Annotated in this window: 6 protein-coding genes and 1 tRNA gene; 3 read left to right on the top strand and 4 right to left on the bottom strand. The window is 68.7% G+C overall.

The genetic code is table 11. The annotated features are described in order from the left end of the window. Positions 1 to 530: DNA translocase FtsK 4TM domain-containing protein (locus B1A78_RS19800; protein ID WP_179102109.1), on the bottom strand; the 530-nt coding region annotated here is incomplete at its 3' end. Between the two features lie 312 nt (positions 531 to 842). On the opposite strand from B1A78_RS19800, the gene B1A78_RS19795 reads away from it, so the two are divergent. Together B1A78_RS19795 and B1A78_RS19790 are read left to right on the top strand one after the other, a co-directional pair. Then, positions 843 to 2,072 carry an FAD-dependent monooxygenase gene (locus tag B1A78_RS19795; protein ID WP_077148599.1) on the top strand — a complete coding sequence of 410 codons (1,230 nt, stop codon included), beginning with the start codon at positions 843 to 845 and terminating at the stop codon, positions 2,070 to 2,072. 93 nt (positions 2,073 to 2,165) lie between these two features. After that, positions 2,166 to 2,819 (top strand): RNA polymerase subunit sigma-70, encoded by a 654-nt coding sequence (locus B1A78_RS19790; protein WP_077148598.1) that lies wholly within the window; start codon positions 2,166 to 2,168, stop codon positions 2,817 to 2,819. Between the two features lie 3 nt (positions 2,820 to 2,822). Here B1A78_RS19790 and B1A78_RS19785 read toward each other — a convergent pair whose 3' ends face one another. Both B1A78_RS19785 and B1A78_RS19780 read right to left on the bottom strand, forming a co-directional pair. Continuing rightward, positions 2,823 to 3,473 carry an LON peptidase substrate-binding domain-containing protein gene (locus tag B1A78_RS19785; protein ID WP_077148597.1) on the bottom strand — a complete coding sequence of 217 codons (651 nt, stop codon included), beginning with the start codon at positions 3,471 to 3,473 and terminating at the stop codon, positions 2,823 to 2,825. Next, positions 3,473 to 4,384 carry a tetratricopeptide repeat protein gene (locus tag B1A78_RS19780; RefSeq protein ID WP_077148596.1) on the bottom strand — a complete coding sequence of 304 codons (912 nt, stop codon included), beginning with the start codon at positions 4,382 to 4,384 and terminating at the stop codon, positions 3,473 to 3,475. Before B1A78_RS19780 ends, B1A78_RS19785 begins: the two co-directional genes overlap by 1 nt. 203 nt (positions 4,385 to 4,587) lie before the next feature. Between B1A78_RS19780 and B1A78_RS19775 the strand changes: the two genes are divergently transcribed. Continuing rightward, positions 4,588 to 4,662: transfer RNA gene (locus tag B1A78_RS19775), tRNA-Gly, on the top strand. A gap of 88 nt (positions 4,663 to 4,750) precedes the next feature. On the opposite strand, the gene B1A78_RS19770 is transcribed toward B1A78_RS19775, so the two are convergent. Beyond that, a partial coding sequence (locus tag B1A78_RS19770) for a S41 family peptidase (protein ID WP_144037919.1) occupies positions 4,751 to 6,076 on the bottom strand: 1,326 nt, incomplete at its 5' end.

The raw sequence follows: 6,076 nt of genomic DNA, 5'->3' as shown, positions 1-6,076 counted from the left end.
ATCAGCAGCAGGATTGCCGCAAAGCGGACGATCGCCGCGCCGGGTTCGGCGATGCGGTCGAACAGCGGGTCGATCGCGCCGCCGACGATCAGCGCGATGATGCCGCCCCACCCCGCGGGCAACTGGGCATTGCTGTCGGGCGACCACAGTTGCGCGCCAAGCCCGACGAGCAGTACCGCGACGAAGACGAAGGTGAGCTGGCGCTTCCAATAGGGCTGCGGCTCGCCCGTCCAAAGCCGCCAGGCGATCACGCCGAGCAACGGCAGGAACAGGCTGATCGCGACGCCGCCGACGAACAGCAACAGGTCGGCGAACCACGCGCCGGCGCCGCCCATCCAGTTCGACGGATTGCCGCCGGCGGCGGTATGGATCGCCGCGTCGGTGCCGTCGTGGGTGATCAGGGCCAGCGTCAGGAACAGCGTGAAGGCACCCAGCGCCAGCGCCGCGCCGATCACCAGCGATCGCGCGATACTCGCCCGGAAAACGGTGCGCCAATCGGCCTTTGCGGCGATGGGCTTGCGGCTGGCCATGCTGAAAACGGTCCCCTCTGGTTAACGCGGCGATATGCGCACGCGCCGGACTCGCCGTCAAGCACGCGGCAGGACGCGCCTGTGGGTTATGGAAAGACTCGCACAAAGCCACGAAACCACGAAGATATGCCGCGCCGCAAAGCGGCGCTCCCCGAAGGTCGTCACGGTCGCCGCCACATTGGGTCCATCGATGTCGGCCGGTCCGGAAGCCACTTTGTGGCTTCGTGGCTTTGTGCGAACAAATTATCCGGCGGTCGGTTCAGGCCGCGCGCCCGCTTTTCAAGAACCGTATAGCCGTATAGTGCGAGGGCCATGACCGATATCCAGCGCAGCGACGTCCTCATTTCCGGCGGCGGCCTCGTCGGCCAGACGCTCGCCCTCGCGCTCGCGCACCACGGCCTCTCCAGCATCGTCGTCGATCCCGCCGATCCGCTCGCGACGATCGCCCCCGGCTTCGACGGCCGCGCCTCGGCAATCGCCAGCGCGACCTGGCAGATGTTCGAAGTGCTCGGCCTCGCCGATCGCCTCGCCGGCCATGGCTGCCCGATCCGCGCGATCAAGGTCAGCGACGGCGGCCAGTCGGGCGAACTCGATTTCGAAACCGGCGACGGCGACCCCGCGCTCGGCACGATGATCGAGAATCGCCAACTCCGCATCGCGCTGCGCGACGCGCTGGCTGGGGCGCCGCTCGCAAAGCTCATCATGCCGGCGCAGGTCGCCGCCCGCGACATCGGGCCGCATGGCGTCATCCTGACGCTCGCCGACGGGACGCAACTCGCCGCGCCGCTGCTGATCGTCGCCGAAGGGCGCCGCTCGCCCACGCGCGACGACGCCGGCTTCAGCATTGCGGGCTGGTCGTACCACCATCATGCGATGATCGGCGCGGTCGCGCACAGCAAGCCGCACGATCGCGTCGCGCACGAGATATTCTTCCCCTCGGGGCCCTTCGCTCTGCTCCCGCTCGTCGACGACGAACAGGGCCGCCACCGCTCGGCCTTCGTCTGGACCGTTGCCGAGAAGGACGGGCCGGGCTTCGCCAAGCTCGGCCCACGCGGCTTCGTCGCCGAACTCGAAAAGCGCGCCGGCGGGCTGCTCGGCACGATGGAACTGGTCGCGCCGCGCATGACCTATCCGCTCGGCTTCCACCACAGCGCCTCGATCGTCGCCGACCGGCTCGTGCTCGTCGGCGACGCCGCGCACGGCATCCACCCGATCGCCGGGCAGGGGCTCAACCTCGGCCTGCGCGATGTCGCGGCACTCACCGAAGTGCTCGTCGAGGGCGCCCGGCTCGGCCTCGACCTCGGCGACGCGGCGCTGCTCGCGCGCTATCAGCGCTGGCGCGGGCTCGACAGCCTGATGGTCAGCCTCGCGACCGACGGCCTCACCCGCCTCTTCGGCATTCCGGGCAGGACCGCCTCGGCGGTCCGCCGCGCCGGGCTCGGCGCGGTGCAGCGGCTGCCGCTCCTCAAGCGCTTCTTCATGGACGAGGCGCGCGGCGAGGCCGGCGACCTGCCGCGCCTGCTCGCGGGCGCCGAGGTCTAGGTATTATCGCTTAGGGTCGCGGCACGCACCCGCTAACCATGATCGCCTAGTCCCGGGCATGCGGCATCGTCGCCGCGCGGGAGGGACCGGGCCATGTCGGAAAAATCGGACGCACTCGAAATCGCGGTGATCGACCTCATCGCCGCGCGCACCGCGCACGAGGCCGCGCCTTGCGCGCGTCGCCGCGCCGCGGTCGACCATGGCTTTGCGCGGCTCGCGGCGCTGGCGGCCCCGCGCATCCGCTATTTCATCCGCCGCTACGGCCTTTCTTCCGTCGCCGACGATGCCGAACAGGCCTGCGCGATCGCGCTACACCGCGCGGCGGCCAGCTATGACCCGCGCCGCGCTCGCTTCACCACCCATGTGAACTGGCAACTCCGCGCCGAACTCCAGGCACTGCGCCATCGCCTCTACGGCGACCAGCGCCGCATCGCGCATCGCTTCGTTGCCGAAACCCTTTCGCTCGACGCGGGGGAAATCGGCGACAGCCTCGCCGATCCCGCCGCCGAGGCGGCGACCGAGAGCGGCGCCGCCGACCTGTTCGCCGAACGCTGTGCCGATCGCATGACCGAGGATTGGGCGCGCCGCCGCGGCGGCACGATCCGGCGCGGCTCGGCGCGGCTCGCTGCCGAAACGGCGCTTGTCCGCCGCCAGCTTACCGCGACCGAGGCGCCTGGCCGGCTGAGCGAAGCCGAGCGTCACGTCGTGCGCCGCGCCTTCGCCGACATCGCGCGCCACATGGCTTGATCTTTACTGGAGCGTCGAGCGCCCGTCGTCGCTGTCGAAGCGGCCGAAGAAATGCATCAGCTGCACCACCAGTTCGGCGCGTTCGTCGATCGACGATGTTTCGAGCAGCGCCTGCTTCGCCGCCGCGTCGAATGGCGCGACCTGCGCGATGCCGTTGACCAGCGTCGCATCGTCGAGCTGGCCGACCGCATTCCAGTCGACGACATAACCCTGCCGCTCGGCGAAACGCTTGGCCTCGCGCTCGAGGCTGGCGCGCTCGACCGCCGCGAGGACCGCCTTGTCGTCGACCTCGGGTTCGATCATCGCCTCGACCTGCCGGAACGGTGTCGTGACGTCGAGTTCGCGGCGCACGCGGAACCGCGCCACGCCTTCGAGCACCAGGTTGAACCGCCCGTCGTCGAGCGCCTCGACGTCGGTGATCTTGCCGACGCAACCGACGTCGTAGAGCGCGGGCGGCTCGCGATCCTCTTCGCCGGGCAGGACGCGCGGCTGGATCATCCCGATCCGCCGGTCGCGGACCAGCACGTCCTGCACCATCGCGCGATATCGCGGCTCGAAAATATGCAGCGGCAGGTGCAGTCCGGGAAACAGCACCGCGCCGGGCAGCGGGAAGATCGCAATTCGCTGGATCGTCAGGGGCGCGGCCGCCGACATCAGCCGAACAGGATCAGCGACAGGCGGCGGCGCTGCGCCGCGACCCACGGGTCTTCCAGCCCGACGGCCTCGAACAGCGACAGCAATTTCGCGCGCGCTGCATCGTCCTGCCATGTGCGGTCGGCGGCGACGATATGGAGCAGATTATCGGCGGCGGCATCGCGCTTGCCGGCGCCGATCTGCGCCGCGGCGAGGTCGAAACGCGCCTGATGATCTGCCGGGTCGGCGGCCACCGCGGCTTCGAGCGCCGCCAGTTCGCCCGCATCGGGGGCATCGGCGGCAAGCGCATAGGCGCTCTTCGCCTGCGCGATCGCCGGGTCGTCGGCGATCTCGGCGGGCAACATGTCGATCAGCCCCTGCGCGCTTTCAAGGTCGCCCGCGAGCACCAGCGCGCGAATCAGCCCCGCGTGCGCCGCGGCATTGTCGGGCGCCATGTCGAGGATCTGGCCAAAGATGCTCGCGGCGCGTTCCCCGTCGCCCTCGGCGAGCACCGCCTCGCCCATCTCGATCAGCGGCGCGATTTCGACCGCCCGCGCGCTCGCGGCGCTTTCGATCGGCAATTGCGCGAGCAACTGGTCGAGCATCGCCTTCAGCTGGCTCTCGGTCCGCGCATTGGTCAGGTTGGCGACCGGCTGGCCCTGGAAGATCGCATAGACGGTCGGGATCGACTGGACCTGGAACTGGCCGGCGATGAAGCGATTCGCATCGACGTCGATCTTCTCCAGGATCACGCCCTTGTCGGCATAATCGGCGGCGACCTTCTCCAGGATCGGGGTCAGCTGCTTGCACGGCCCGCACCATTCGGCCCAGAAATCGAGGATGACGAGGTTCGTCATCGACGGCTCGACGACATCGCGGCGAAACGCTTCGACGGCTTCCTTCTCTTGCGGATTCAGACCGAGGGTGGCCACGGGTGGGATGCTCCTGTTGATGTTGCGTTCGGCGCCGGCCGTTTCCGGCGTCGGCCGAAAAGGACTCTCGTCCCGCTTATGTGGGATTTGCGCCCGATATGCCAACCCCATGCAGAAAATCTCAAACAAGGCTTGCCGACTCCGAAAGCCGGTGCTAATCGCCCGCCTCACCCGCTGGGAGCCACCCGTTTCCAGCCGCCAGAGCGGGCGTAGCTCAGGGGTAGAGCACAACCTTGCCAAGGTTGGGGTCGAGGGTTCGAATCCCTTCGCCCGCTCCAGTTTTTCCACGAAATCGCAGACTTGGCGACCATCGCAAGATGGCCGCTGCGAATCGGGCCGGTCGCTGCCGGCCCGCTCGGCCGCGCGTCAGAACAGGCCGGGCAGTTCGCGCTGCGCCGCGCTCGGCGCCGCATGGTCCAGCATCTCCGGCGCCGGCGCGAGGCCGGGGGCGATCCGCCCGGCCGATGCCGTGCGCGTGTCGGCGCTGGTGATCCGCGCGCCGCAGCTGCGTCCCGCGAGGAAATCGATCGCCGAGCGCAGCGAGCTTTCATTGGGGTCGCCGAGCGGCAACGACAGATTGTCTGCGGCCGCGCAGCTGTTGCTGATCTTGGGCGCCAGCCCGCTATAATAATCGCTCGCCCCCGACGCATTGCCCGTCGCAAAGGCGATCACGCGCATGCGGTCGTCGCATTCGGTCTTGTCGAGCGCGATCTGGCCGACCGGCTTGCCGAAGGTGTTGCTGCCGACGAGCGTCATATTGGTGCCGAGATAGGGCAGCATGCCGTTGATCACGAGTTCGCTCGCCGACGCCGTCGACCCGGTGCCGATGAAGGCGATGCGCGTCGGGGCGATCGATTCGGGCTGGCTGGTGAAGAAATGCCGGTCGTTCTCGGCCGCTTTCGACGCGCGGAAATCGGTGCGCGAGAACAGCTCGCTCGACGTCCGGTTGCGGCCGAGCAGGTCGCCCATCAACTCGGCGGTGCTGACCAGGCCGCCGCCGTTGTAGCGGAAGTCGATCACGATGTCGGTCACGCCCTGCGCGCGGAAATTGGCGAAGGCGGCGCGCAGCTGCGGGTTCGCCGAGCTGATGAAGGTGCGCAGGTTCAGATAGCCATAGCTCTTCCCGCCCTCGCTGATGATCTTGGCGCCATAGCGATCCGAAATCGGGTCGATTTCGAAATCGGCCTTGGTCACCGTGACGTCGCGCTGGTTGCCGCCGCTCGCGTCGAGGATGCGCAGCACGCGCGTCGTCCCGGCGGTGCTCGGCCCCAGCGCGTCGGTGATGCCGCCGGTGCCTTCGGCCGCGACGATGGTCGCGATGCTGCGCAGGTTCGCCGCGCTCGTCCCGATCGCGGTGATCTGCGTGCCGCGGTCGATCCCCGCCGCGAGCGCGGGCGCGCCTTCATAGGCTTCGGCGATCACCACCCGCTGCGTTCCGCTGTTATAGGTCAGCCGCACCCCGAAACCCGCGCTCGCGCCGCTCGAGAAAAAGGCATTCTCCTCGGCGATCGAGGTGATGTAGGTGAAGAAACGGTCCTTGTTCGCGGCGCGCGCCGGCGCGACGAGCGCGTCGATATAGGATTGCACGTCGCTATAGCTCGCCTTGTTGACCCCGCTCGCGACGTCGCCGGGGAACAGATACCATTCGTCGATCACTGCCTTGGCGAAATCCTGCCGCGCCGACAGGCCGCA

This window comes from Sphingopyxis sp. KK2, from assembly GCF_001990265.1.
GTDB lineage: Bacteria > Pseudomonadota > Alphaproteobacteria > Sphingomonadales > Sphingomonadaceae > Sphingopyxis.
Note: the sequence above shows the minus strand (reverse complement) of the source record. Positions and strands in the feature narration are given on the sequence as shown.

Excerpts from the sequence above, each read along its gene's own strand:
- B1A78_RS19795 (WP_077148599.1), top strand. The coding sequence starts at position 843 with ATGACCGATATCCAGCGCAGCGACGTCCTCATTTCCGGCGGCGGCCTC.
- B1A78_RS19790 (WP_077148598.1), top strand. The coding sequence starts at position 2,166 with ATGTCGGAAAAATCGGACGCACTCGAAATCGCGGTGATCGACCTCATC.
- B1A78_RS19785 (WP_077148597.1), bottom strand. The coding sequence starts at position 3,473 with ATGTCGGCGGCCGCGCCCCTGACGATCCAGCGAATTGCGATCTTCCCG.